The sequence below is a fragment of the Streptomyces sp. NPDC087859 genome, from assembly GCF_044742595.1.
GTDB classification, from domain to species: domain Bacteria; phylum Actinomycetota; class Actinomycetes; order Streptomycetales; family Streptomycetaceae; genus Streptomyces; species Streptomyces canus_F.
In genome coordinates this window covers 127,371-150,817 of sequence record NZ_JBIUUU010000016.1, presented here as the reverse complement: position 1 = coordinate 150,817, position 23,447 = coordinate 127,371, and the positions used below count along the sequence as shown (strand labels likewise).

Annotated in this window: 20 protein-coding genes; 9 read left to right on the top strand and 11 right to left on the bottom strand. The window is 71.4% G+C overall.

Annotation, left to right across the window (positions count from 1 at the left end):
- Nucleotides 1-6 precede the first annotated feature (6 nt).
- Genes ACIOHP_RS35220 through ACIOHP_RS35210 form a run of 3 tightly spaced genes read right to left on the bottom strand, consistent with a single transcriptional unit; the run spans nt 7 to nt 3,044 of the window.
- A complete protein-coding gene (locus tag ACIOHP_RS35220; protein ID WP_401893768.1) occupies nt 7-1,506 on the bottom strand; it encodes a tripartite tricarboxylate transporter permease in 1,500 nt (499 codons plus the stop codon).
- The gene (locus ACIOHP_RS35215) at nt 1,507-2,043 is read right to left on the bottom strand and encodes a tripartite tricarboxylate transporter TctB family protein (protein ID WP_401893766.1); all 537 of its coding nucleotides are present in this window, start codon (nt 2,041-2,043) and stop codon (nt 1,507-1,509) included.
- Complete coding sequence (locus ACIOHP_RS35210; protein ID WP_401893765.1) at nt 2,040-3,044, bottom strand: Bug family tripartite tricarboxylate transporter substrate binding protein; 1,005 nt, start codon at nt 3,042-3,044, stop codon at nt 2,040-2,042. The genes ACIOHP_RS35215 and ACIOHP_RS35210 overlap by 4 nt, the downstream gene beginning before the upstream one ends.
- A gap of 97 nt (nt 3,045-3,141) precedes the next feature.
- On the opposite strand from ACIOHP_RS35210, the gene ACIOHP_RS35205 reads away from it, so the two are divergent.
- Nucleotides 3,142-4,791 carry an ATP-binding protein gene (locus ACIOHP_RS35205; RefSeq protein ID WP_401893764.1) on the top strand — a complete coding sequence of 550 codons (1,650 nt, stop codon included), beginning with the start codon at nt 3,142-3,144 and terminating at the stop codon, nt 4,789-4,791.
- Nucleotides 4,788-5,465, top strand: coding sequence for a response regulator (locus ACIOHP_RS35200; protein ID WP_361551758.1), 678 nt, complete (start codon nt 4,788-4,790; stop codon nt 5,463-5,465). Before ACIOHP_RS35205 ends, ACIOHP_RS35200 begins: the two co-directional genes overlap by 4 nt.
- Nucleotides 5,466-5,892: 427 nt before the next feature.
- Here ACIOHP_RS35200 and ACIOHP_RS35195 read toward each other — a convergent pair whose 3' ends face one another.
- Complete coding sequence (locus ACIOHP_RS35195; RefSeq protein ID WP_401893763.1) at nt 5,893-6,486, bottom strand: TetR family transcriptional regulator; 594 nt, start codon at nt 6,484-6,486, stop codon at nt 5,893-5,895.
- A 112-nt stretch (nt 6,487-6,598) separates the two neighbouring features.
- On the opposite strand from ACIOHP_RS35195, the gene ACIOHP_RS35190 reads away from it, so the two are divergent.
- From ACIOHP_RS35190 to ACIOHP_RS35180, 3 genes are all read left to right on the top strand, one after another.
- Entirely contained in the window at nt 6,599-7,342 is a 744-nt protein-coding gene (locus ACIOHP_RS35190) for a dienelactone hydrolase family protein (RefSeq protein ID WP_401893762.1), read from the top strand.
- 82 nt (nt 7,343-7,424) lie between these two features.
- Nucleotides 7,425-7,787 carry a PadR family transcriptional regulator gene (locus tag ACIOHP_RS35185; RefSeq protein WP_401893895.1) on the top strand — a complete coding sequence of 121 codons (363 nt, stop codon included), beginning with the start codon at nt 7,425-7,427 and terminating at the stop codon, nt 7,785-7,787.
- A complete protein-coding gene (locus ACIOHP_RS35180) occupies nt 7,784-8,788 on the top strand; it encodes a hypothetical protein (RefSeq protein WP_401893761.1) in 1,005 nt (334 codons plus the stop codon). The genes ACIOHP_RS35185 and ACIOHP_RS35180 overlap by 4 nt, the downstream gene beginning before the upstream one ends.
- Here the strand turns inward: ACIOHP_RS35180 and ACIOHP_RS35175 are convergent.
- A complete protein-coding gene (locus ACIOHP_RS35175; RefSeq protein WP_401893760.1) occupies nt 8,772-9,266 on the bottom strand; it encodes a lamin tail domain-containing protein in 495 nt (164 codons plus the stop codon). The genes ACIOHP_RS35180 and ACIOHP_RS35175 overlap by 17 nt on opposite strands.
- A gap of 94 nt (nt 9,267-9,360) precedes the next feature.
- Nucleotides 9,361-10,326, bottom strand: a complete 966-nt coding sequence (locus ACIOHP_RS35170; protein ID WP_401893758.1) for a DUF1152 domain-containing protein — start codon at nt 10,324-10,326, stop codon at nt 9,361-9,363.
- Nucleotides 10,327-10,397: 71 nt separating this feature from the next.
- Here ACIOHP_RS35170 and ACIOHP_RS35165 point away from each other — a divergent pair, with 71 nt between their 5' ends.
- Entirely contained in the window at nt 10,398-11,033 is a 636-nt protein-coding gene (locus ACIOHP_RS35165; protein ID WP_401893756.1) for a GNAT family N-acetyltransferase, read from the top strand.
- A 69-nt stretch (nt 11,034-11,102) separates the two neighbouring features.
- The gene (locus ACIOHP_RS35160) at nt 11,103-12,098 is read left to right on the top strand and encodes a zinc-dependent alcohol dehydrogenase family protein (protein ID WP_401893754.1); all 996 of its coding nucleotides are present in this window, start codon (nt 11,103-11,105) and stop codon (nt 12,096-12,098) included.
- A gap of 59 nt (nt 12,099-12,157) precedes the next feature.
- Here the strand turns inward: ACIOHP_RS35160 and ACIOHP_RS35155 are convergent, their stop codons facing one another.
- On the bottom strand, nt 12,158-13,522 hold the full coding sequence (locus ACIOHP_RS35155) for an FAD-dependent oxidoreductase (RefSeq protein ID WP_361551782.1): 1,365 nt from the start codon (nt 13,520-13,522) through the stop codon (nt 12,158-12,160).
- A 213-nt stretch (nt 13,523-13,735) separates the two neighbouring features.
- On the opposite strand from ACIOHP_RS35155, the gene ACIOHP_RS35150 reads away from it, so the two are divergent.
- Entirely contained in the window at nt 13,736-14,389 is a 654-nt protein-coding gene (locus ACIOHP_RS35150; protein ID WP_401893752.1) for an RNA polymerase sigma factor, read from the top strand.
- Nucleotides 14,382-15,380: a CU044_5270 family protein gene (locus tag ACIOHP_RS35145; protein WP_401893751.1), complete on the top strand. Its 999-nt coding sequence runs from the start codon at nt 14,382-14,384 to the stop codon at nt 15,378-15,380. Before ACIOHP_RS35150 ends, ACIOHP_RS35145 begins: the two co-directional genes overlap by 8 nt.
- Before the next feature lie 25 nt (nt 15,381-15,405).
- Here ACIOHP_RS35145 and ACIOHP_RS35140 read toward each other — a convergent pair whose 3' ends face one another.
- From ACIOHP_RS35140 to ACIOHP_RS35125, 4 genes are all read right to left on the bottom strand, one after another.
- Complete coding sequence (locus tag ACIOHP_RS35140) at nt 15,406-16,206, bottom strand: chitosanase (protein ID WP_401893893.1); 801 nt, start codon at nt 16,204-16,206, stop codon at nt 15,406-15,408.
- 141 nt (nt 16,207-16,347) lie between these two features.
- Nucleotides 16,348-19,026: a SpoIIE family protein phosphatase gene (locus ACIOHP_RS35135; RefSeq protein ID WP_401893749.1), complete on the bottom strand. Its 2,679-nt coding sequence runs from the start codon at nt 19,024-19,026 to the stop codon at nt 16,348-16,350.
- Between the two features lie 72 nt (nt 19,027-19,098).
- Entirely contained in the window at nt 19,099-21,558 is a 2,460-nt protein-coding gene (locus ACIOHP_RS35130; protein ID WP_401893748.1) for a SpoIIE family protein phosphatase, read from the bottom strand.
- A gap of 665 nt (nt 21,559-22,223) precedes the next feature.
- A complete protein-coding gene (locus ACIOHP_RS35125; RefSeq protein WP_401893747.1) occupies nt 22,224-23,330 on the bottom strand; it encodes a serine hydrolase domain-containing protein in 1,107 nt (368 codons plus the stop codon).
- Between the last annotated feature and the right edge of the window lie 117 nt (nt 23,331-23,447).

Below are 23,447 nucleotides of genomic sequence, written 5' to 3'. Positions count from 1 at the left end.
TTCCTCTCAGGCACTTCGCTCACGCAGGGGACGCACGACGAGCCGCCGGACCAGCGGCCAGGCGAGCACCAGGACGATCGTCGTGTACACGGCGTACGAGACCGGCCCGCCCACCAGTCCCGACAGTTCGCCGCCGGACAGCTGCAGGGAGCGCCGCCCCTGCAGTTCGGCCCGCGGTCCGAGGATGACGCCGACGATGAGGGGCAGCACCGGCAGTCCGAACCGCCGCATCCCGAAGCCGAGGAGTCCGAGGAGCAGCAGCAGGAACAGGTCCAGGGGCTGGGCGTTGACGGCGTAGGCGCCCATCGACGCGAAGAACAGGATCCCGGCGTACAGATAGGGGCGCGGTATCTGCAGCAGCTTCGCCCAGGCGGGCGCCAGCGGCAGGTTGAGCAGGAGCAGCAGCAGATTGCCGACGAACAGGCTGGCGATCAGCACCCACACCAGGCTCGCCTCACGCTCGAAGAGGAGGGGGCCGGGCTGGATGCCGTACGACTGGAAGGCGGCCAGCATGACGGCGGCGGTGGCGTTCGTCGGCAGGCCGATGGCCAGCATCGGGACCAGGGTGCCGGCGGCGGAGGCGTTGTTCGCGGCCTCCGGACCGGCCACCCCCTCGATGGCACCCTTGCCGAACTCCTCGGGGTGCTTGGTCAGCCGCTTCTCCGTCGCGTACGACAGGAAGGTCGGGATCTCCGCGCCGCCGGCCGGCAGCGCGCCGAACGGGAAACCGAGCGCCGTGCCTCGCAGCCAGGGCTTCCAGGACCGCTTGAAGTCCTGCTTCCCCATCCACGGTGTGCCGACCGGGATGATCTCGGCGGGCTTGCGCCGCAGATGCGCGGCCACCCACATCGCCTCGCCGACGGCGAAGATGCCGACCGCGACGACGACCACGTCGATGCCGTCCGCGAGCTGGGGGATGCCCAGGGTGAGCCGCTGCTGTCCGGAGACCGCGTCGATGCCGACCAGGCCGATCGTCAGCCCCAGCAGCAGCGAGATCAGTCCCCGGATCCGGGAGGCGCCCAGCACGGAGGTGACCGCGATGAACGACAGCAGCATCAGGGCGAAGTAGTCCGGCGCGCCCAGACCGACCGCGAAGTCGACCACGAACGGGGTGACCAGAACCAGCAGCAGGGTGCCGATGGTGCCCGCCACGAAGGAACCGATCGCGGCGGTCGCGAGCGCCTGGGCGGCCCGCCCCGTCTTGGCCATCCTGTTGCCCTCGATGGCCGTCACCACCGAGGACGACTCGCCGGGGGTGTTGAGCAGGATCGAGGTGGTCGACCCGCCGTACATCCCGCCGTAGAAGATGCCGGCGAACATGATGAACGCCTGTACCGGCTCCATGCCGTAGGTGACCGGCAGCAGCAGGGCCACCGTCATCGCCGGGCCGATCCCCGGCAGCACGCCCACCGCGGTGCCGATGACGACACCTATAAGCGCCAGCAGCAGGTTCATCGGGGCGACGACGTCCGCGAAGCCCTGCATGAGGTTGTCGAGGTTGTCCATCTACAGGATCCCTTGCAGCACACCGGCCGGGAGGTTCACACCGAGCCCGATCGCGAAGGCGTAGAACGTGGTGAGGGACAGCGTCACCGCGATCAGCAGATTGCGTACGTAGTGCCGGTTGCCGAGGGCGAAGGCCGTCCCCCAGAACAGCAGCGCGCCGCTGATCACCCAGCCGAGCCGCTCGATCAGCACCGCGTTCACCACGAACGCGGCGATCAGCAGCAGAACCGTGCGCCAGTCGCCGCCCCGGGACAGGTCGACGTCCTCCCCGGCCTCCGGCTCACCTCGGCCGCCGCGGGCCACGTCGACCGCGTACACCGCCGCGGCCACCAGGAGCAGCACGCCCAGGATCACCGGCACCGCGCGCGGCCCGACCGGGTCGGTGCCGCTGGTGATGTGCGGGATCCCCAGTCCGTCCACGATCACCGCGATGCCCAGCAGGACGAGGAACGCGCACACTCCGTACTGGGCGCGGTCCCCGTCCCGGGGCGGACGGGCGTCCGCCACGGTGTGTTCGTCCGTCACCTGGGAGCTCATGCCAGCCCGAGCTCTGCCAGCAGACCGGCGACGGACTTGTCCTGGTCCTTCAGATAGGTGCCGAACTCGTCACCGGTGACGAAGGCGTCGGTCCAGCCGCGCTTGGTCAGCTCGGCCTTCCACTCCTTCGACTCGTGCATCGTGGTCAGCGCGTCGATCCAGGACGCCTTCTGCGCGTCGGTGATCCCCGGAGGGGCCACGAAGCCGCGCCAGTTGGTGAAGACCAGGTCGATGCCGGAGCCCTTGAGGGTGGGCGCGTCCTTGACCGCCGCGATCGGCTCCTCGCTGGTGACCGCCAGGACCCGCACCTGCCCGGCCTCGATCTGGTCGAGGAACTCGCCGAACCCGCTGGCACCGAAGGCGATCTTGTTGCCGAGGATCGCGGGCAGGAGCTCACCGCCGCCGTCGTAGGAGACGTAGTTGACGTCCTTCGGCTCGATGCCGACCGCCTTCGCCAGCTGCATCGGCAGCAGATGGTCAGGACCGCCCGGTGACGAACCGCCGCCCACGGCAACCTTCTTGGGGTTCTTCTTCCAGGCCGTCACGAGGTCGTCGATCGTCTTGTACGGGGAGTCCTTCGACACGACGATCGCGCCGGCCTCCTCGATCAGCTTGGCGAGCGGTGTCGTGTCGGTGAGCGTCGCCTTCGACTTCGAGGTGTACGCGGCACCCACGACACCCAGGCCCATCTGCATGGCCAGCTTGCCGTTGCCCTTCTCGTTGACCAGGCGCTGGAGCCCCACGGTGCCGCCCGCGCCGGGCAGGTTGTACACCTGGACCCCGGACGCCACCTCGGAGTCCTGCATCACCTGGGCGACGGTCCGGGCGGTCACGTCGTACCCGCTGCCCGGGGTGTTGGGCACCATCAGGCGCAGACCGGTGGCCGTCTTGGACCCTCCGCTTCCCGAGTCCTCCTTCTCCGCGGTGGCACCGCAGGCGCTCACGGCGATCATCGACAGGGTGGCAAGAGCGCCGAGAAGTGCGGCTCTGCGAGTTCTCATGGCTCATCTCTTTCGCTCGGGCTGGTCCGGCGCCATGATTGTGCGGATTCTCGAACAGCCCGTCTGCCTTGTGTGACCATTGAAGGTTGAGTTCATAGTGGTCGTGAGATCGCGCCGCCCCACGCTCGCCGGTGAGCTGCTGGTGCTTCAGCTCGCCATCGTGGTGGTTGTGCTGGTCGCGGTGGCCGCCGTCTCGCTGGCGCAGTCCGAGGCGACGTTCGACCGGGTCGAGGGCCGCCGGGTGACCGCCCTCGCCGAGGAGATGGCCGGCAACCCCCTGCTGCGCACCCAGCTCGTGCTGCCCGCGCCCGGTGAAGTGCTGGCACCGCTGCTGCAGACCACACGGACCCGGTCGAACGTCACCTCGGTCACCGTCGCCGACGCGGACGGCGAGATCGTGGCCGCCACCAACCCCACCCTGGTCGGGACCCGGCTCCCGGTCGTAGGGGCGAACGTCGCGCGGGCCCGCGGCTGGTCGGGAGAGCTCGCGGTGGCCGGAGTCCGGGAACTGGTCGCCCAGGCGCCGGTGCTCGCCGAACACGACGCCCATGTCGGCGAGCACATCGGCACGGTCATGATCGGACGGGCCTCACCGTCGGTCTGGCAGCGCCTGAGCGGGGCCTCCTCCTATCTGCTCGCCTACCTCGGCACCGCGAGCGTGCTCGGCGTGGCCGGGTCCTGGCTGCTGGCCCGCCGCATCAAACGGCAGACCCTCGGCCTCGAACCCCGCGAGATCGCCGGTCTCGCCGAGCATCGCGAGGCCATGCTGTTCGGGCTCGCCGAAGGAGTGGTCGCCCTCGACCCGCGGCTGCGGCTCACGCTGGTCAACGAGGTCGGCCGCGCCCTGCTGGACCTGCCCGAGAGCTGCGTCGGGATGAGCCTGGCCGATCTGGGGATCGAGGGCAGGCTGTACGACGTCCTCGCGGGGACCGGCGGTGACCGCGGCGCCGGGCAGCGCGACGAGGTGGTCGTGCGCCGGGGCCGGGTACTGGTGATGAACCGTATGGAGGTCACCAAGGACGGCCGACGCCTCGGCTCGGTGACGACACTGCGCGACCGCACCGAACTGGCCCGGATGGAGCGGGAGTTGGGGTCCTTCCGCAGTAGTACCGAGCTGTTGCGCGCCCAGGCGCACGAGTTCTCCAACCAGCTGCACACCATCTCCGGGCTGATCCAGATCGGCGAGCACGACGAGGTCGTACGGTATGTCCGCGCCCTGCGCAAGCACCGCGAGTCGCTCGATCTGACCCTCACCAGCCGGGTCCGGGACCGGGCCGTCGCCGCGCTGCTGATGGCCAAGTCCGCGCTGGCGGCGGAGCGCCGGGTACAGCTGCGGATCTCCGAACGCACGGCCCTGGACCGGCTGGAGCCGATGGACTCCGCGGACGTGGCCACCGTGCTGGGCAATCTCGTCGACAACGCTCTCGACGCGGCGGCGGCCTCGGAACGTGCCGACGGCGCCTGGGTGGAGGTCGAGCTGAGCCAGGACGCCTCCTGCGTGGAGATCGTGGTCCGCGACTCGGGCCCGGGTGTGGCTCCCGAGCTCGCCCAGGAGGTCTTCTCCCACGGCTTCACCACGAAGGCCGCGCAGGGCGGTGTCCGGGGGATCGGCCTGGCCCTCACCCGGCTGGTCTGTACGCGCAGGGGCGGCGAGGTGTCGGTGACCAACACGGAGACGGGCGCGGTGTTCACGGCTCGGATGTCCGTGGGCCGGCCGGCCGAGCGGGAGACGGAGGAGGTCCGGTGATCGACGTACTCGTGGTCGAGGACGACTTCATGGTGGCGCGCATCCACCGTGGATTCGTCGACAGCGTCGAGGGCTTCCGCGTGGTCGGCACGGCGAACTGCGGGGAACAGGCCCTCACCGCCGTCGCCGAGCTGGAGCCCGACCTTGTCCTGCTCGACCTCTATCTGCCCGACATGTTCGGCCTGGACGTCGTCCCCCGGCTGCGGACCGCCGGTCACGACTGCGACGTGATGGTGATCAGTGCCGCCCGCGAGGCGGAGGCGGTGCGCCGTGCCGTACGCCAGGGTGTCGTGGACTATCTGCTGAAACCGTTCGACGCCGAGGAGCTCAAGGACCGGCTGGAACGCTACAGCGCCCGGCGCGGCGACCTGTGCGCCGGAACGGTGAGCGGACAGGCCGACGTGGACCGGGCACTGGGCCGGGTCGCCACGCCGACGGTGGCGCCCACGCTGCCGAAGGGCATGAGCGTGGAGACCTCGGAGCTGGTCGAGCGGGCGCTGCGCGCGGTCGACGGGACCCTGTCCGCCGCGGAGTGCGCGGAACGGGTCGGCATCTCCCGGGTCAGCGCACGCCGCTACCTCGAACACCTCGCCGTCACGGGCCGGGCGGTGGTGTCCCTGCGCTACGGCCACGCGGGGCGTCCCGAACGCCGGTATCACTGGCACGGTGGGTGAGTGAACGGTCGGGCGGGCGGCGGTGGTTGGTGACGCCGGGCGGTGCCGGGGGTCGGTGACGGCGGTCGGGTGGCGGCTGGTGGTGACGGCGGTCGGGTGGCGGCCGGTGGTGGCGCTGGTCGGGTGGCGGCCGGCTGGTGGAGAGGACCTTGTGGTGACGACGTGTGGGTGACTGCGGGTGGATGACGCCGGTCGGGTGACGTGGTGACGGCGGTCGGGTGACGACTGGCGGTCATGGCGGGTGGTCGGGGCGGTGCCGGGGGTGGGTGGCGCTGGTCGGGTGGCGGCCGGTGGTGGTGCTGGGCCGTGCCGGGGGTCGGTGAGGCCGGGCTGGTGCCGAGGGCGGGTGGGTGTCGGCCGGGGTGGTGTCGGCCGGTGGTGGCGTCCGTCCGGTGCCCGGCTATCGACTCCGCTGCGGGCCCGCGGTTCAGCGTGGTGCGAGTGCGGCGAAGGCCTCGTCGAGCAGGGTGACCAGGTCGAGCCGGCCGTCGGAGGCCGTCCAGTGGTCGATGGCGACCTGGAGACAGTCGATCGCGGCGGCGGCCCGCACCGTCTGGCCCAGTGCCGGGTGCCCCTCGCTGCCGGACCGCTCGGCCAGCGCCTCGACCAGCGCGGGTCGCCAGCTGTGCTGCTTCTCCAGATGCCGGGCGCACAGGGCCGGGGTCTCCCGGACCAGCTGTGTCGTCGCCAGCGAGCCCTCCGGGTCCTCGCGATACCGCTCGATGACGGTGTCCATCGCACCCCGCAGCGCCGTCCACTCGTCCTCGTCCGCGGGCCGGGCGCGCAGTGCGTCGGCCACTCGCCGGTCGTGGCCCTCGAAGGCGCCCAGGACGGCGTCCTCCTTGGTGCCGAAGTAGCGCAGGAAGGTGCTGCGCGACACTCCGGCGGCCGCCGCCAGGTCGTCGAGAGTGACCTTGTCGAACCCCTCACGACGGAACAACTCGAAGGCCACCTGCGCCAGTTCGGCCCGTACGGCGGCCCGGGCGATGTCTCTGGTGTTCGTGCGCGCTGCTCCGGTCACCCGGTGATCGTACCGCCATTCCGACGCTCACTTGCAAGAGAGAAGCTTGGTGGCTAGCGTGACACTCGGTGTCAGTTTGGGTATCAAGAATCGAGTCCGGGAGTGCCGCCGCATGAACACGATGATCGACATTCCCACCCAGGACGGCACCGCCGACGCCTTTCTCGCCCACCCGGACGACGGCGCCCCGCACCCCGCCGTCCTGCTGTACATGGACGCCTTCGGACTGCGCCCGCACCTCAAGGGCATGGCGGACCGGCTCGCCTCGGCGGGCTACACCGTCCTCGTCCCCAACGTCTTCTACCGCTCCGGCCGGGCGCCCCTCGTGGACTTGCCCGACTTCATCGATCCGGCGGAACGACCGGAGATCATCGCGAGCCTCCGTCCGGCCGCCCTGAGCCTCACCCCGGAGGCGGCCATGCGCGACGCGGCCGTCTATCTCGACTGGCTCGCCCGGTCCCCGCTGGCCACCGACGGCAAGGTGGGCGTCGCCGGCTACTGCATGGGCGCGGGGCTCGCCCTGCGCACCGCCGGCACCCACCCCGACCGCGTCGCCGCGGCGGCCGGCTTCCATGGCGCGTTCCTCGCCACCGACGCCCCGGACAGCCCTCACCTCCTCGCCGACCGCATCACCGCCGAGCTCTACTTCGGCCACGCCGACCAGGACTCCACCAACCCGGCCGACCAGATAGCCCGCCTCGGCAAGGCCCTCACCGCGGCGGGCGTCCGCCACCGCGCCGAGGTCTACCCCGGCGCCCACCACGGCTTCACCCAGGCCGACACGGCGATGTACGGCGCCGAGGCGACGGACCGCCATTGGGTGGCACTGCTGGAGCTCCTGGGGCGCACGCTCTGACCCGGACAGCAACCGACAAGGTGTGTCGCGCTCGCAGAATATATCGGGAGCCGATATATTCAGTTCCATGGCATCGAGGAACATGACACAGGCGGCGTTCTTCGTCCTCACCGCCCTGGCGGATGAACCGCGGCACGGTTACGGCATCCTGCGCGAGGTCGAGGAACTCTCCGCCGGAGCGGTGCAGATGAGGGTCGGCACGCTGTACGGCGTGCTGGACCGGCTCACCGCGGACGCCCTGATCGTGCTGGACCGCGAGGAGGTCCACGACGGCCGGCTCCGGCGCTACTACCGCCTCACCGACGAGGGCATGCGGGCCCTCGACGCCGAGGCGGAGCGGATGGCCGCGGGCGCCAGCGCCGCCAAGCAGCGGATCGCCGACGGCCGCAGGGCCACCGGCACCCCACCCGTCACCGGCCCGGGACTCGCGGGAGGACTCGCATGACGACCCTGCTCGAAGCGCGCTACCGCACCGTGCTGCGCCTGCTCCCCGCCTACTACCGCAGGGACCGGGAGGAGGAGATGGTCGAGGTCTACCTGTGGGACGTCGACCGCGACACCCAGGACCAGAGCAGGCCCACGCTCGGGGAAGTGGCCAGCATCGCCGCCCTCGCCGTCCGCAGCAGGCTGGCCACCGTCGGCGCGCCCCGCCGCTACGCCCTGCTCGGCGCCGCCGTCCGGCGTTTCGCGCTGTACGCCGTACTGCTCCAGGCGGCCGCCGTCGTCTCCGACGAGATCCTGCGGGTGACCTGGTCGGCTTCCCGGGGTGCGCGTGAATGGGACATGTTCCTGACGGGCTTCGCCGGTGGCGGCCCGACGGAGACCGTGGTCACCGTCGCCGGCTGGGTGCTGCCGTTGCTGTGGACGGTCGGGTTCTTCGCCCTCTTCCACGACCACCGGCGCCTCGCCCGGGCCGCCGTTCTGCTGGCCGCGCTGCCCTCGCTGTGGCCGCTGATCGCGCCGCTGGTGAGCGACTGGTCGGCGTCCGACCCGTGGTTCGCCACCGCCAACGCGCTGTTCGCCTGGCTGCCGGCCCTCGCCGTGTGCGCCGCGTACCACCGCGACGCCCCGCAGGCCACGCTGCCCGGCGATGCGCCCGGCCTCGTCTTCCTGGCCTGCTGCGTCGTCACGGGCGCCTCCGTCGCCGTCCTGCCCGCCATGGCCGACATCGCCTGGGCGCCCGCGACCTGCTTCGTGCTCGCCGTCCTGGGCTGGCTGCTGCTGGGCGCCCGCCGCGCGGAACCGGGCGCCGGGAGCAGTGCCCTGGCCCTGGCCGTACTGGGCCTGCTGATCCTCGGGGTGCGGGTGGCGGCACTGTTCCCGTGGCTCGGCTTCCCCCTGCCCGCCGTGTTCCTCGTCGGCGCGGTCGCCCAGGCGGCCGCCCTCGCGCTGCTGGTCGTGGTGCTGGGGGTGCTGGCCAGGCGCGACCTCAGCTGTGGAACTTGATGTAACCGTTCCGGTCCGGGTCGGAGCCGCTCTTGGTGTAGGAGTGCACGTCGGCCCGGCTGCCGGACGGCTTGTAGAGGTAGATCGTGTCCTTGTCGTTGTTCCAGATGAAGTTGCAGTTGTCGCGGTAGACGACGTTCTTTGCGTCGGAGTCGGAGCCGTTGCCGCCGCGGAGCTTCACGTAGTCACCGGGCTGGAGGTAGTGGTTCGCGGTGAACTCGAAGTAGTTGCCCACCGCGTCCTCGACGAGGTAGCCCTTCAGGTTCACGGTCTTGGTCGACGAGTAGTTCTTGACGGTCAGATACTCGTCCTTGGTGTTCCCCGTGGAGCAGTTGTTGGAGTCGCTGCCGGGCGCGTCGTACTGGACGCCGCGGAGCTTCAGCGCGGACGTGTACTCGGCGGCCTGGGCCGGTACGGCCGTGAGCGCGATCAGTGTGCCCGCGGCGGCGGCGGTCGTGGCGGCAAGGCGTATACGCATGACAAGGCCCCCCTTGTGAAGGTTCAGTGAAGAAGAACCTGGAGCGTATACAGCCTTGCCGGGCGATCACGGTTGATTCCCCGAAACGTGACCTTCAGTGCGGGTACGCGCGCGGCGGCCGCTGCCGTGGCAGTTCGTCACGGAACTCCGCGATGACGGAACTGATCTGGCGCATCAGCGCGGTGTCCTCGAGCCGGTCCAGGTAGAGGTTGCGGCGGGCGAGGGCCGGGGCATCCACGCAGAAGTACAGGGCCATCAGGGGATTGATGAACAGCTCGCTGTCGCGGGTCCGTTCGGTGAAGCGGACGTCTCCGAAATCCCCGCGCACGGCCGCGGCGACCGAGCCGTTGACGATGCTCGGATGCTCCGGGGTGAGCTCCTGGGCATGGGCCACCGCGTCGAGGTACAGGGCGCCTTCGCGGCTTTCGCGCGGCAGCGAGAACGCGCCCAGATAGCCGCCCTCGCGGTCCAGTGCGGCCAGGTTCTCCAGGACCAGGGAGTGGTTGACGCCGTGGTAGGAGTCCACCCCGAACCCGAGGCACGCCACGAGCCGTTCGGGTATGTCCTCCAGTCCCGCCACCGCGGCCAGGCTCGCCATGTCCTCCTCCGGGGTGCCGAGCCCGTGCTCGTCGCCCCGCAGCAGGATGTCGGTCCCGCCGTCCACCAGCACGATCGCGTCCACCGGGCCGAGGTGGTCGAGGAGCGTGCGATAGGCGGCCCGCAGCGGCTGTACGCCGGTGCGGGGGAAGGCGTACACCGTCGCGGGCAGACCCTGGCGGTCCAGCCACTGGGCGAGGGAGCGCTCGGGGAAGTAGTCGCCGCGGGCGGCGGTGTCGGGGCGTACGGCCGCGACGTCCACGTCCAGCCACACGTCCGTGTCGAGGCCGTACAGATCCGCGAAGGACAGGTTGGCCAGATGTACTTCCTTTCCGGCCGACCTCAGCGCGAGGGCCAGCGGAAGACCGGCATAGATGTCGAAACCGCCGCCCGCACCGGCGACGAGTATCCGTCGCGCGGCACGAAGACGGGTGAAGAGGGCAGGCTCATGGAGGGAGAACACCGCAGGACGCTAACAGGTGATCTTCCGTCCACGGGGTTGTGGGAGCGCTCCCAACTGTGCAGGATGCTGCGATGACTTCGCCAGCCGTGATCCGTTCGTACCGTCCCGAGGACCGAGCCGCCCTCGAGGACATCTGCATCCGCACCGCCCACAACGGCCTGGACAGCCGCCCCGTCTACGCGGACCCCGGAATCCTTCCGGTGATCTTCGCGACTCCCTACGCCGAACTGGAACCGGACCTTGTGTTCGTGCTGGACGACGGGCACGGGCAGGCGGTCGGCTACATCCTCGGCACCGACGACACGCCCCGCTTCGCCGACGACTTCCGCGAGAAGTGGCTTCCTCTCGTCGCCGACCGCTACCCGGAACCCAGCGGCCCGCCCGCCACCCCCGACGAGGCGATGATCCCGCTGCTGCACCACCCCGAGCGCATGGTCGTCCCCGAACTGGCCGCGTACCCCGCCCACTTGCACATCGACCTGCTCCCCGAGTGGCAGGGCCGCGGTCACGGCCGAGAGCTGATGCGGACCTTCCTGCGGGCCCTGCGGGGCCGCGGGGTGCCGGCCGTGCATCTGGTGATGGCGACGGCCAACGTCCCGGCCCGCGCCTTCTACGACCGCCTCGGCTTCCATGAGATCGACGTCCCGGACCTGGGCGGCCCGGTCGCCTGCCTGGGACGTACGACGGGAGAACTCGACCGTCTCTAGGGGTCGTTGAAGTACGGTGACTATCGAACTACGGTAATCGTCGAACTTCAGGCTTCAGGGGGATGCGTCATGACCAGGACCGTGCGGTTCCATGAGCTCGGCGGGCCCGAGGTGCTGCGGCTGGAGGATGTGCCGGTCGGCGAACCCGGCGCCGGTGAGCTGCTGATCCGCGTGGACGCCATCGGTCTCAACCGGGCCGAAGTGCTGTTCCGCAGCGGCCAGTACATCGAACCCGCCCGGCTCCCCGCCCGCCTCGGGATCGAAGCCTCGGGCATCGTCGAGGCGGTCGGCGCGGACGTGACGGGGTTCGCGATCGGCCAACCCGTCAGCGTGGTGCCGGCGTTCTCCATGAACGACTACGGGGTCTACGCCGAGCGCGCCGTCGTCCCCGCCAGGGCGGTACTGCGCCGCCCCGACGGGCTCGACGCCATCGCCGGGGCCGCGGTGTGGATGCCGTATCTGACGGCCTACGGCGCGCTGGTCGAGGTCGGCGGGATGCGGGCCGGGGACACCGTCGTCCTGACGGCCGCGTCGAGCAGCGTGGGCCTGGCCGCCATCCAGGTCGCCCGCAGCGTCGGCGCGGTCCCCGTCGCCACCACCCGCACCCGGGCCAAGAGGGAGGCGCTGCTGAAGGCGGGCGCGGCCGAGGTGATCGTGACCGCGGAGGACGACGTCGTCGGCCGGGTGCTGGAGCTGACGGCGGGGCGCGGCGCCGAGTTCGTCTTCGACGCCGTCGCCGGTCCGGGCGTGGTGGACCTGGCCCGGGTGGTCGCCCCCGGCGGCACGCTGTTCCTGTACGGCGCATTGAGCGGCCGGCCCACCCCGTACCCCGGGTTCGACCTCGGCATGCCCGCGCTGAACATGCGCACCTACACCCTCCCCGAGACGACGAGGGACCCCGAACGGCTGCGCCGCGCCGAGGCGTTCGTCACCGCCGGTCTGAGGACAGGTGTCTTCGCTCCCGTCGTGGACCGCCTCTTCGCCCTGGAGGAGATCGCCGAGGCGCACCGGTACATGGAGGCGGGCTCGCAGGTCGGGAAGATCGTCGTCACCGTCGGGCAGTGAAACGCGTGACGGGGCCGGGGACATGCCCTGGCCCCGTCACGTCGTACGGAACAACTTGCTTACGCGCCGCTCGCCTTGAGCATGTCCTCACGCTCGACGAGCTTCACGCGCTCGCGGCCCTGCGGCTCGCCCAGCGCCTTCTCGGCGGCGTCCAGCCTGTACCAGCCCTCCCAGGTGGTGACGCGGAGCTCGCGCTCGGCGAGGAACGCCTCCACGGCCTCCGGCTCGGGGGAGGCCGGCGTCTGCAGACGGCTGTTGGCGAAGTCGTCCAGCAGGTTCGCCACGGTCTCGTTGGCGTCGCCCTTGGTGTGGCCGATGAGGCCCACCGGACCGCGCCGGATCCAGCCGGTGACGTACACGGACTGAAGGTGCGCGCCGCTCTCCTGGATGACGCGGCCGCCCTCGTCGGGGACGGTGCCCGAGCCGATGTCCCAGGGCAGCTTGGGGAGCTTGTCGGAGAGGTAACCGACCGCGCGGTAGACCGCGTTGACGTCCCAGTCGGTGAACTGTCCGGTGCCCTTGACGTTGCCGGTGCCGTCCAGCTCGGTGCGCTCGGTGCGCAGACCGACGACCTTGCCGTCCTCGCCGAGTATCTCCGTCGGAGACTCGAAGAAGTGCAGGAAGAGCTTGTGCGGGCGGTCGCCGATGTCGCGGATGGCCCAGTTCTCCAGGGTCTTGGCGACCATGTCGACCTGCTTGTTGCCCCGCCGCTCGGCGATCGAGCCCTCGTCGTAGTCGATGTCCTCGGGGTTGACGATGACCTCGATGTTGGGGGAGTGGTCCAGCTCGCGCAGCTCCATCGGGCTGAACTTCGCCTGCGCCGGGCCACGGCGGCCGAAGACGTGGATCTCGACGGCCTTGTTCGCCTTGAGGCCCTCGTAGACGTTCGGCGGGATCTCGGTCGGCAGCAGCTCGTCGGCCGTCTTCGCGAGGATGCGGGAGATGTCGAGCGCCACGTTGCCCACGCCGAGGACGGCGACCTTCTCGGCCTCCAGGGGCCAGGTGCGCGGCACGTCGGGGTGGCCGTCGTACCAGGAGGCGAAGTCGGCGGCGCCGTAGGAGCCGTCGAGCTCGACGCCGGGGATCTTCAGCTCGCGGTCCGCCATGGCGCCGGTCGAGAAGATCACGCCGTCGTAGAACGCGCGCAGGTCGTCCAGGTTGATGTCGGTGCCGTAGTCCACGTTGCCGAAGAGGCGGACCTGCGGCTTGTCGAGGACCTGGTGCAGGGCCTTGATGATGCCCTTGATGCGGGGGTGGTCGGGAGCGACGCCGTACCGGATCAGCCCGAACGGGGCGGGCATCCGCTCGAAGATGTCGATGGACACACCGGGCTCGGTGGCCACGTCGGACTTGAGCAGAGCGTCGGCGGCGTAGATGCCGGCCGGGCCGGCGCCGACGATGGCTACCCGCAGGGGGCGGGGCATGATCAGGTTCCCTTCGAGTGGCGACAAAGCGATCTCGTCGGGAAGCCTAAACTAAGGCAAGCCTAAGCTGGTACGCGGGTCCGGTCTATGAGCTCATAAGGCTACTTTATGACCTCGACGGGCTGTGCGAGCACCCTCCCATGCCGGACGGGAACCCGATCGCGGGCATCGGCCAACAGCAGTCGACCATGCCCATGACTTCGAGGGAACCGCATGCAATCGACAGGCGATCCAAGCGTCGAAGACCTTCCCGACGTCGTCCCCCGCGACGGCGTCGAGTCCGACGCCTCGGTCGTCGAGCGTTCGCGGGAGGAGCCCGATGCCTTCGAGATCCTCTTCCACCGATACGCCGACGACATCCACCGCTACGCGGCCCGACGCCTCGGCGCCGAGGCGGCCGACGACCTGATGGCCGAGACCTTCGTCATCGCGTTCCAGCAGCGCCACCGCTACGACCTGTCGCGGCCGCAGGCCCGCCCGTGGCTCTACGGGATCGTCACCAACCTCGTCGGCCAGCACCGGCGCGCCGAGGCGAGGCGGTTGAGGGCGTTCTCGCGCGTCGCTTCGACAGGGGCCGGTGAGGGCGGCGAGGCGCTGGCCGACCGGGTCGTGGCGAAGGTCGGCGCCGAGCACTCCCGCGCCCAACTGGCGGGTGCGCTCGCCAAGTTGCCCGCACGGTACCGGGACGTGCTGCTGGTGATCGCCTGGGGCGATCTCGACTACGCCGAGGCCGCGGAGGCCCTCGGCATCCCCGTGGGCACGGTGCGCTCACGGCTCAACCGGGCGCGGACCAGGCTGCGCGCCGCACTGGGCGGGGCGGACCCCACAGCCCTTCACGAGGAGAACGAGGAGACCGACCGTGGATGACCTCACTGTGGTGCGCGAGTTCGAGGCCGACGTGGCCCCGCTCACCGACGACGCCCGTTTTGCCGCCCGCGCCCGGCTGCGGCGCGAAATCGTCCGGGACGGCCGCCCGGGCGCGCTGTCCCGGCGGCTGATGCTCAGGGTCGCGGTGGTGGGGACCGCCACGGCGGCGGTCGCCGGTGGCGTGGTCGTGGCCGCCCGGCACGACGGAGACGGTGGCGCGGATACCTCGCGGATGGCGACGATGAGCGCGGCCGAGCTGATGCACAAGGCCGCGGCGCGATCCCGTGCCGACAGCGCCGGGGCGCCGGTTCCGCGCGACGACCAGTACGTGTACACCAAGATGTTCATCACCCGGACCTATGTGAAGGGCGGGAAGCGCAGGACCTGGACGGACGAGAGCTGGATGTCCGTGGACGGCTCCAAGCCCTCCAGGCGCCAGGAGTACGGCAAGATCCACCGCGATCCGCCGCTCGGCAAGCATGAGGTGAGGTGGCCGCCGACCGCCTACTCCAAGCTGGCGGAGTGGCCGACGGACCCGGACGAACTGCTGGACACGCTGCGGATGGGCTTGGGCGCCGGCGACCGGTCGGCGAAGGCGACGGTGGGATCGGACAAGGTCCACGAGACGCCGATGAGCCAGGAAGACGTCGACAGGGTGGCGTTCGTCAACGCCGTCCAGTTCTTCGTGGTCCCGCGGATCATGCCGCCCGGGCTGGAGGCGGCCACGTTCGAGGCGGTCGCCAGGATCCCCGGCATCCGGATCGATCGCGAGGCGGTGGACGGCCTCGGCCGCAAGGGAGTAGCCGTCTCCTATCCGAAGTTCGACTCCGCGTTCATCTTCGACGCGAAGGACTACAGGTACCTGGGGCTGCGTCTGAAGGGGAGCACCGCGGACGTCGTCGACGGGAAGTTCAAGCATCGCGACTGGTACCACGAGATGCGTGCCCGGGAGGAGTTGGGCGTCGTGGACCGTATCGGTCAGCGCCCGTAGCCGGGACCGCGGTGCCCCGGGACGGTCAGCCGATGTGGTAACTGTCCCCGTACACCTTCCAGTCCAGCGGCGGGTTCAGGTCCAGGTTGCCCGCGCGCAGGAAGACCCGCTGGGCGGTGTCGACGCGGCTGGTGTCGCTGTGGGCCTCCTCCTGCTTCATGGCCCACACCCGCGCGTCCAGGAAGGCGTGCAGGTAGGTGACCTCGTCGCCGCCCTGGGCCGGGGGCCGGGCCCGGTTCAGGGCGCGCTTTCGGATGTTGCGGAAGCTGGTCGGGTCGGTGCCGTCGCCGTGCATGACGATGGCGTCGTAGTAGGCGAACTGGCCCAGCACACGCAGCCCGTCGGCCTTGCCCTGGCGCACGGCGGGGTCGAAGTACACGCGGTCGCGCTCGTCGTTCTGTGCCTGCCGGAACGCCTGGTCCTGGGCGGCCCGGCGCCAGTCCCGGGGGAAGTTCGGGTCGAGTCCGGCGTGCGAGTCGGTGCCGTCGACCCGGCGGAGCGCCGGCAGGTAGGGGGCGAGGACATTGCCGGGGCGGCGGTCGGCGTACAGCTCGACGAGGTCGAGCATGTCGCCGGTGCCGGAGCAGAAGCCGATGATGCCGGCGGTGTAGCCGCGGCCGTCGCCGATGTCCTCGATGTACTTGTACTGCGCTTTCCAGTCGAGCGAGGAGTTCTCCGCGCTCGACACCAGCTGCATGGCGATCTCCTTCTTCGCCGGGTCGTCGAGTCCGGTCGCTGTGGCGCGGACCGCGGCGGCCTCGGAGGTGAACAGGGGGACGGTGACGGCGGACGCGCCGAGCAGGCCGAGAAGGGCGCGGCGGGACATGTGTTTCACGGCGGCTCCAAAAGGAGGTGGGGGGTGGGGAGTTGGCCGTACGTGAACTGATAGGAAGGTTTACTATCAGAGCCACGACACAATGAGAACCCGTCGCGTCAAAGGTTCGTACCTATGAACAAGGTGTGCCGGTTACGGCAGCGGCTGCTCCGCCCAGATGACCTTGCCCTCGGGCGTGTACCGCGTGCCCCAGCGCTCGGCGAGCTGCGCGACGAGGAACAGGCCGCGGCCGCCCTCGTCCGTCATCGCCGCGTAGCGCAGATGGGGCGAGGTGCTGCTGCTGTCGAAGACCTCGCAGATCAGGCTGCGGTCACGCAGCACCCGCACGCGGATGGGCTCGCCGCCGTACCGGATCGCGTTGGTGACCAGCTCGCTCAGGATCAGCTCGGTGGCGAACTCCAGCTCCTCCAGCCCCCATCGGGACAGCTGCCGGGTGACATCGGCGCGCACCTGTGCGACGGCCACCGGGTCGGACGGCACGTCCCACTCGGCGACCTGGTCCGCGCCGAGCGCCCGGGTGCGGGCCACGATCAGGGCGATGTCGTCGACGGCCCGGGAGGTGAGCCGGGAGTCGAGCACGGTCCGGCAGGTGTCCTCCGGCGAGTCACCGGCCCGCTCCAGGGCGGTCCGCAGGAGTTCCAGCCCTACGTCGATGTCCCGCTCCCGGTCCTCGACCAGCCCGTCCGTGTAGAGCACGAGGCGGCTGCCCTCGGCCAGTTCGAGGTCGGCCGTCTCGAACGGCAGGCCGCCGAGGCCCAGCGGGGGGCCCGCGGGCACGTCCGGGAACTCCACGCTGCCGTCCGGGTGGATCAGGGCGGGCGGCGGGTGTCCGGCGCGGGCGACGGTGCAGATCCGGGTGACCGGGTCGTAGACGGCGTACAGACAGGTCGCTCCGGTGACCGGGGCGCTGTCGCCGTCCTGGGTCTCGTCCTGGTCGATGCGGCTGACCAGTTCGTCCAGCAGCACCAGCAGTTCGTCGGGCGGCAGGTCGAGGGCGGAGAAGTTGTGGACCGCGGTACGCAGCCGGCCCATCGTCGCCGCCGCGTACAGTCCGTGGCCGACGACGTCCCCGACGATCAGCGCCACGCGCGCGCCGGACAGCGGCAGGACGTCGAACCAGTCGCCGCCCACCCCCGCCTGCGCGGGGAGGTAGCGGTAGGCGATGTCGAGGGCGTTCTGCTCGGGCAGGTTGCGCGGCAGCAGACTGCGTTGCAGCGTCACCGCCATGGTGTGCTCGCGGGTGTAGCGGCGGGCGTTGTCGATGGAGACCGCGGCCCGGGCCACCAGCTCCTCCGCCAGGGCGAGTTCGTCGGTGTCGAAGGGCTCGGGCTTCTCCGAGCGCCAGAAGTTGACCACACCCAGGACCAGGGCGCCCGCGCGCAGCGGCACCGCGATCAGCGAGTGGATGCCGAACTCCAGGACCTGCGCGGTGCGTTCGAGATCCTGGGCCCGCCAGCCCGGGGACTCGGCCAGGCGCGCTTCGAGGACCGCCTGCCCGGAGTGCAGCGCGCGGATCTGCGGCGAGGACGCGACCAACCGCATCCGGTCGCCCACCGAGTGGAGCGGCGCGTCCTTGCGGATCCCGCTGAACGCCGTGCGGCGCAGATCGGTGCCCGAGTCCGGCTGCCCGCCGCTCAGTACGGCGTCGAACAGGTCCACGGTGACGAAGTCCGCGAACCGGGGCACGGCCAGCTCGGCCAGTTCCTCGGCGGTCCGGGTCACGTCCAGGCTGGTGCCGATGCCCACCCCGGCGTCGTACAGCATGTTCAGGCGCTCCCGTGCCGTCTCGGCCCGGCCGGACAGGGCCCGCAGTTCCGTCGAGTCGCGCAGCGTGGCCACGCTGCCGGCCGGGCCGCCCTCCAGGTCCGTGAGCCGCTGGTTGACGGCCAGCAGCCGTTCGCCGACCAGGTGCACCTCGTCCGTGGCGACCCGTCCCGAGGCCAGCAGGTCGGCGGTGTCCGCCGGAAGGCCGAGCTCGAGGACGTGGCGGCCCTCGGCGTCGGCGGGCAGATGGAGCAGCCGCGCGGCCTCGTCGTTGGCGAGCAGCAGCACGCCCTCGCCGCTCACGATGAGCACGCCCTCGCGCACGGCGTGCAGCACGGCGTCGTGATGCTCGTACATCTTGGTCATCTCGTGCGGTCCCAGACCGTGTGTCTGGCGCCGCAGCCGTCTGCTGACCAGGGCCGTGCCCGCCGTGGCCAGGGCGAGGCCGCCCGCCGCTGCGGCCAGCAGGAGCGGCAACTGCTCGTCCGCGGTGCCGCCCACGTGCTCGGTGGTGATGCCGGCCGACACCAGCCCCACGACCTTCCCGTCGGGCGCCTTGATCGGTACGACGGCCTGCACCAGCCGGCCGATGGTCCCGTCGACCTCCTCGATCACGACCTTCCCCGCCAGGGCGGGCTCCAGGGTGCCGACGAACTTCTTCCCGATGCGGTCCGGCTTGGGATGCGTGTAGCGGATCCCGTCGGTGTTCATGACCACGATGAAGTCCACGCCGGTCGCCTTGCGCGCCGCCTCGGCCCGTGGCTGCAGGACCGCCGTGGGATCGGGGGCGTCGAGGGCTTCGCGGGTGCCCGGCGCGTTGGCGAACGCCTCGGCGACCGCGACAGAACGGTTGCGGGCCTCGGTCGTGCTGTCGTGCCGCACCTGCAGCACCAGCGCCACCACCGCGGCCACGACCAGCAGCAGCACGATCACGACCTGGGATACGAACACCTGGCCGGCTACGCTGCGTCCGCCCAGCGCCGAGCGGGCTTCGGCGACTCGCCCGCGCCGCGACCGGCCTGCGTCACGCTGCGAGAGTCGGGCCATGTGCCATGTCTACACTGCACGGCCCCATGAGGCGAGAGGCGTCACACAACGTGACGGAACGGCTACGGCGCCTCACCGCTGCCGCCTACGGGTGGCGAGCAGCAGTGCGATGTCGTCGGGCCGCTCGACGGCCTGCCGGGCCGCCGCGGTGAGCCAGTCCGCCACACCCGCCAGACGTGCCGTGGGGGCTCCGGCCCGGGCGAGGGCCACGCGCAGCGCGCTGATGCCGTCGTCGATGTCGATGCCCGGCCGCTCGACCAGACCGTCGGTGTAGAGCGCCAGGACGGCGCCCGGCTCGATCCGCAGCTCCGTGACCGGGTAATGGGCGCCCGGGTCCACGCCGAGCACGACGCCGCCGGGCACGTCGAGGACGCGGGTGCTGCCGTCGGGGTTGCGCAGGAGCGGCGGCGGGTGTCCCGCGCGGGCCACCCGGGCGCGCCCGGTGACCGGGTCCAGACGGATGTAGCAGCAGCTGGCGAACTGGCCGGGGTCGAGGTCGATGAGGAGATGGTTCGTACCGCTCATCACCTCGTCGGGCGGCCGGTCGCCCAGCGCGAACGCCCTCACCGCGCTGCGCAGTTGGCCCATCGTCGCGGCGGCCTGCACACCGTGTCCCTGGACGTCCCCGATGACCAGGGCCAGACCGTCGCCCGCCTCGACGACGTCGTACCAGTCCCCGCCCACCTCCATGCCCTGGGTGCCCGGCAGATAGCGGCCCGCCGTCTCCACCAGCGGATGGTCCGTCAGACGGCGGGGGAGGAGGGCCTGTTGCAGACCACGGGCGAGTGCGGCCTCGCTCTCGTAACGCCGTGCCTTGTCCATGGCATGGGCGATCAGCCCGGCGAGCGCGGTGAGGACCGAGCGTTCCTCGCCGGTGAAGGTGCGGGGGCGGTCGAAGCCCAGGATGCAGGAGCCGACCGGACGCCCCGAGGCGATCAGCGGCAGGAAGGCACGGGCGCCCTCCGTCGCGTCCAGCGGGATGCCGGGGTAGGCATCGGTGAGTTGCTGCATCGAGTCGAAGAACAGCGGCTTGCCGCTGGTGAGCGTCTCGACGCCGGGCAGATGCTCGTCGAGCCCCACCCCGTCGAACGGGGCGAGGAACCCCGGCGGGAAACCGGACTCCCACGCCAGGTACAGATGCCGGTCCTGGAGGAGGTAGATCGCCAGCCGGCGCCCCCCGAACACGGGCAGCAGCTCCTTCATGACCACGGCCGACACCTGACGGGCGGTGACCGCCTCGGTCAGCGCGATGGCCAGCACGATCGGGCGGTACAGCGGCGCCAGCGACGACGTACCCGTCTGGGCGACCTCGAAGGTCTCGGCGGAGTCCGGCATCCGGCTCGTCGGCTGAACCGTACAGGTCAGCACGTCCGGGCCGGGGAAGACGGACAGCGCGAGCCAGTCGCCCTCGTAGGCGGCGTCCACGTCGGGCGGCCGCCGCACCTGCAGATGCACCGGCTCGGGCGACAGCAGGGCGCTGCGCAGATGGTCCTCGAAGTCGGGCTGGGCCAGCCAGGGCACGCCGTCCCACAGCGGGCGGCCCAGGAGTACGTCCCGCGGCCGGTGCAGCAGCTGTGCGGCGCGGGGATTCGCGTAGGTGACCAGCCCCAGCCGGTCCAGGCAGAACACACCCTCCGGGAGCAGATCGGCGGCGGCGTCGGCCGCGGACCCTGACCCGGGATCGAGGATGAAACCCCTGACGGGCCGTGCGCCGGACGCGGCGGAGGGGGCCTCGGGGGTCCAGAACTCCATGAGCCGCAGTCCGCCGTCCGCGGCCCGCACATACAGCGGCAGCGACGGTGTGCTCGCGGCTGCCTCCCGCAGTGCGGCGAGCACGCGCCGGGTGTCGTCGGGGGCCACGGCCCGGGCGAGCGCCTCGACCGTGCCGCCGAACTCCGTGGGTGCCACGCCCAGCAGGGCATGCAGGTGCGCGTCCGCGGTGACCACGCCGGTCGCCGGATCCCAGGCGAACCGTCCGAGCCGTCCCGCCGACACATGCGCGGTCGGCGGCCGCACGCACAAAGGCTCACCGTCCCAGGCGACCGGCTCGGTGTCCTCCAGGTCCTCCAGTCGGCGGGCCAGGTCCTCCGCCACCCGGGTCACCCGTTCCCGCTCGGCCAGTACCTCGGCGGCGTCCGCGGCGGAAGGGCGCAGCACGGTCAGCACGCCGAAGGTCGTGGACGTCCCTACGACCGGTACGTACAGCGACCCGAACTGGAACGGCAGACCGGCCGCGAACTGGGGGTAGCGGCGCATGGTCTCCGTGGCGTTCGGCAGCACGACCTGCACCCCGAGCCGGTAGGCGTCGGCGACGGGGAACGGACGGTCGGCGTGCAGCCGCCACCACGGCCGGAACAACGGTCCCGGGAGCCCGGCGAGCACCGCGAGACGCAGCATTCCGGAGGTGCTCGAACGCAGGTAGACGCCGCCGGAGTGACCACCGCCCGCGCCGATCGCCTCTGTCGAGGCGTCGATCAGCAGCGCGGCCAGCCGTCCCGGCGCCCGGTGCGCGTTCTCGCCGCTCCCAGTCATCGGCCTGCCTTGTCCCTGCATCGCCCCACGGGCGACACACAGCAAGAATGCGCCACGAGGGGCCCGTGGCGCATCCGGGTGGGGCGGATGGGACGGAAGTCGGGCGGGGGTTCGGTGCCCCGCCCGACCGGGCGGTACGAAGAGCCGGGCGCGGGGCGCAGGCACGGACCGCCGGGTGGGACGGCCTCTGCGGCAGCACGCCGTACGCAGGACAGTTTGCCGCACCCCGGGCACCCGGTCGGGGAATGTTGCCCGGTCGGAGGGCGGGGGCCCTGACGATGCGCGGACGCCCTGCGTCCCGGGAACGGGGCCCGGCCCTGTGTCCCGGAGTCGGGCCTGCGGGCTCTCGCGGCGCGGGCCTTGACACTGTGCGCCCGCGGTGCGGATTGTGCCCGGCCCGGCCCTGCCCTGGAATTCGCCGCCGGTGCGCGAGGGTCTGACGATGCGCGGACGTCCTGCGTCCCGGGAACGGGGCCCGGCCCTGTGTCCCGGAGTCGGGCCTGCGCGCTCTCGCGGCGCGGGCCTCGACGCTGTGCGCCCGCGGTGCGGACTGTGCCCGGCCCGGCCCCTGGCCCCGCGCCCCTGTGCTTGCGGGCCGCGGGCCCCCGCGCCCTGTCTCCCCGCGCTGGGGCCCCGGCCCGGCAATCCCGCCCCCGCCGTCGGGCTCAGCCGCCCAGCCCCTGCAGCCCTTCGTAGGCCGCCATCACCAGTTCCAGGCCCCGCTGGTCCGCCCCCGGCTCGCGCATCTGGTTCGTCACGTACGCCACTGTCATACGGGCGCCCGGATCGATCATGACGAGTGAGCCGCCCCAGCCGCCCCAGCCGTACGTGGTGCCGAAGCGGCCGTAGCCGAGGCCCCAGCTCACCGGCATGCCGAGGATGCGGTCCTCGCCGCTGTACTGCTCCTCCCAGGCCCGTGCGCAGCCCGCCGGGGACAGCAGCCGGACTCCGCGCACCGTGCCCGCGCAGGCCATCACCGACTGGACGAGGGCGACCGAGCGGGCGTTGCCGAAGCCGCTCGCCGCGGGGATCTGGGCCCGGCGCCAGGACATGCTGTTGCCGTCCCGGAGCCGGATCCCGGTGGCCGTGGAGGGGGTCGGGTCCTGGCCCGCGGCCCCGGCGACGTAGTCCTCGTCCTGGCCGGGCGGCGCAACGGCGAGCGCGACGCGGTGGTCGTGCTCGGCGGACAGCCCCATCCGGAAGTCGGCGCCGAGCGGCCCGGCCACCTCCTCGGCGAAGAACGCGCCCGGCGTCCGGCCCGTGATCCTGCGGACGACCTCGCCGACGAGGAACCCCTGCGTCAGCGAGTGGTACCCGGCCGAGGTCCCCGGCTCCCACTGCGGCGCCAGCGCGGCCAGCCGGGCGGTGACCGCCGCCCAGTCGTACAGCTCCTCCACCGGCCCGTCGTAGTCCGGCAGACCGGCGGTGTGCGCGAGCAGGTGCCGTACGAGCACCTTCTCCTTGCCGGCCGCGGCGAACTCCGGCCAGTACCGGGCGACCGGCGCGTCCACGTCGAGATCGCCCCGGTCCGCCAGCACCAGCGCGGACAGTGCCGTCATCGTCTTGGTGACCGACCAGACGTTGGTGACGGTGTCCCGCTCCCACGGCACCGTGCGGCCGGCGTCCGCGAAGCCGCCCCAGACGTCCACCACGGGCTCACCGTCCACGAAGACCGCGACCGAACCACCCACGTCCCCGGCGTCGAGGAAACCGGCCAGCGCGTTCGGCACGGCGGTGAACAGATCGTCGTACGAGCCCCGAATGTCTGCCATGCGCGGAATCTAGCCCGTGCGGACAGGGTCGCGGCAACCGAATTACCGGCACCCGTGATCTGCAAGAACCGCCCGCCGGACACCGTCGCCTCATATCGTGGGAAGTGATGCAATATC

Bases quoted from the DNA above. Each gene is read 5' to 3' on its own strand.
- ACIOHP_RS35220 (WP_401893768.1), bottom strand. From the start codon at position 1,506: ATGGACAACCTCGACAACCTCATGCAGGGCTTCGCGGACGTCGTCGCC.
- ACIOHP_RS35215 (WP_401893766.1), bottom strand. From the start codon at position 2,043: ATGAGCTCCCAGGTGACGGACGAACACACCGTGGCGGACGCCCGTCCG.
- ACIOHP_RS35210 (WP_401893765.1), bottom strand. From the start codon at position 3,044: ATGAGAACTCGCAGAGCCGCACTTCTCGGCGCTCTTGCCACCCTGTCG.
- ACIOHP_RS35190 (WP_401893762.1), top strand. From the start codon at position 6,599: ATGAACACGATGATCGACATTCCCACCCAGGACGGCACCGCCGACGCC.
- ACIOHP_RS35185 (WP_401893895.1), top strand. From the start codon at position 7,425: ATGACACAGGCGGCGTTCTTCGTCCTCACCGCCCTGGCGGATGAACCG.
- ACIOHP_RS35180 (WP_401893761.1), top strand. From the start codon at position 7,784: ATGACGACCCTGCTCGAAGCGCGCTACCGCACCGTGCTGCGCCTGCTC.
- ACIOHP_RS35175 (WP_401893760.1), bottom strand. From the start codon at position 9,266: ATGCGTATACGCCTTGCCGCCACGACCGCCGCCGCCGCGGGCACACTG.
- ACIOHP_RS35165 (WP_401893756.1), top strand. From the start codon at position 10,398: ATGACTTCGCCAGCCGTGATCCGTTCGTACCGTCCCGAGGACCGAGCC.
- ACIOHP_RS35160 (WP_401893754.1), top strand. From the start codon at position 11,103: ATGACCAGGACCGTGCGGTTCCATGAGCTCGGCGGGCCCGAGGTGCTG.
- ACIOHP_RS35155 (WP_361551782.1), bottom strand. From the start codon at position 13,522: ATGCCCCGCCCCCTGCGGGTAGCCATCGTCGGCGCCGGCCCGGCCGGC.
- ACIOHP_RS35150 (WP_401893752.1), top strand. From the start codon at position 13,736: ATGCAATCGACAGGCGATCCAAGCGTCGAAGACCTTCCCGACGTCGTC.
- ACIOHP_RS35140 (WP_401893893.1), bottom strand. From the start codon at position 16,206: ATGTCCCGCCGCGCCCTTCTCGGCCTGCTCGGCGCGTCCGCCGTCACC.
- ACIOHP_RS35135 (WP_401893749.1), bottom strand. From the start codon at position 19,026: ATGGCCCGACTCTCGCAGCGTGACGCAGGCCGGTCGCGGCGCGGGCGA.
- ACIOHP_RS35130 (WP_401893748.1), bottom strand. From the start codon at position 21,558: ATGACTGGGAGCGGCGAGAACGCGCACCGGGCGCCGGGACGGCTGGCC.
- ACIOHP_RS35125 (WP_401893747.1), bottom strand. From the start codon at position 23,330: ATGGCAGACATTCGGGGCTCGTACGACGATCTGTTCACCGCCGTGCCG.